The organism is Blastomonas sp. UPD001, assembly GCF_003426715.1.
GTDB lineage: Bacteria > Pseudomonadota > Alphaproteobacteria > Sphingomonadales > Sphingomonadaceae > Blastomonas.
The window spans coordinates 1-730 of the sequence record NZ_QKVT01000023.1 but is presented as its reverse complement, the minus strand read 5'-3'; the positions used below and the strand labels follow the sequence as shown (position 1 = coordinate 730).

Below are 730 nucleotides of genomic sequence, written 5' to 3'. Positions count from 1 at the left end.
CCATCGCGCTTCGATCAACCGCGTCTGTCACCTTCGCGGTAGTGCATCGGGTCCTGCATCCACGCGTTCACGGCGGACTCGCGCCAGCCGGCTGACCGTTCGCCGAGCTTGAGCTGCCGCGGGAAGGTGCCGCGCGACATCTTCCGGTAGATGGTGGACCGGCTGAGACCGGTGCGGTCGGGCACCGTGTTCAGGCGGAGGATGCGGTCGGGCGGGGACATGCGGCACTCCTGGGTTGGTTGGGTCATGCCGGGATGGTCGGAGCGGGCAGGGCGCATATCAAGATGGGGTGCCACGGCAAGGACAGGCTAGGGTGCAGATAGATGCCCGGGCGTGCAGGTGGCAGCAATCAGCGAGCACAGGTGGCCATAGCGAGGACTGGCGTGCCCTTGGTCGGTCTCGGATCGAGCGGCAGCCGCTCCAAGATACGAGGGCAAGATACGAGGGCACGATGAAAGGGGCGGCACTCCGCGCGCCCAGGCCGTTGATCTTGTTGGGGTTCTGACGGCACTGCGATTTTGGCGTGGTGCCGTATCGCGCGTTTTATGTCGCCAAACCAGAAAGTTAGGTGGTGCCAAACCGCAGGAGCGTTTCATGGCGGCTCAGTTCGGGATGGGAAGCGCCCGTCCGCTTTGCGCCCCCATTTCGGCCGTCGGCCGAGCACATATCTGCTCCCAGAAGCGGTCACTGACTCAACCGATCAATTGTTCCTCAAGCCGGTCGGCGCTCG

At 64.5% G+C, this 730-nt stretch carries 1 protein-coding gene; it reads right to left on the bottom strand.

The window, feature by feature from the left end:
* Positions 1–14: 14 nt before the first annotated feature.
* Complete coding sequence (locus DM995_RS17945) at positions 15–221, bottom strand: helix-turn-helix transcriptional regulator (protein WP_116970582.1); 207 nt, start codon at positions 219–221, stop codon at positions 15–17.
* Positions 222–730: the final 509 nt, after the last annotated feature.

Excerpts from the sequence above, each read along its gene's own strand:
- DM995_RS17945 (WP_116970582.1), bottom strand. The coding sequence starts at position 221 with ATGTCCCCGCCCGACCGCATCCTCCGCCTGAACACGGTGCCCGACCGC.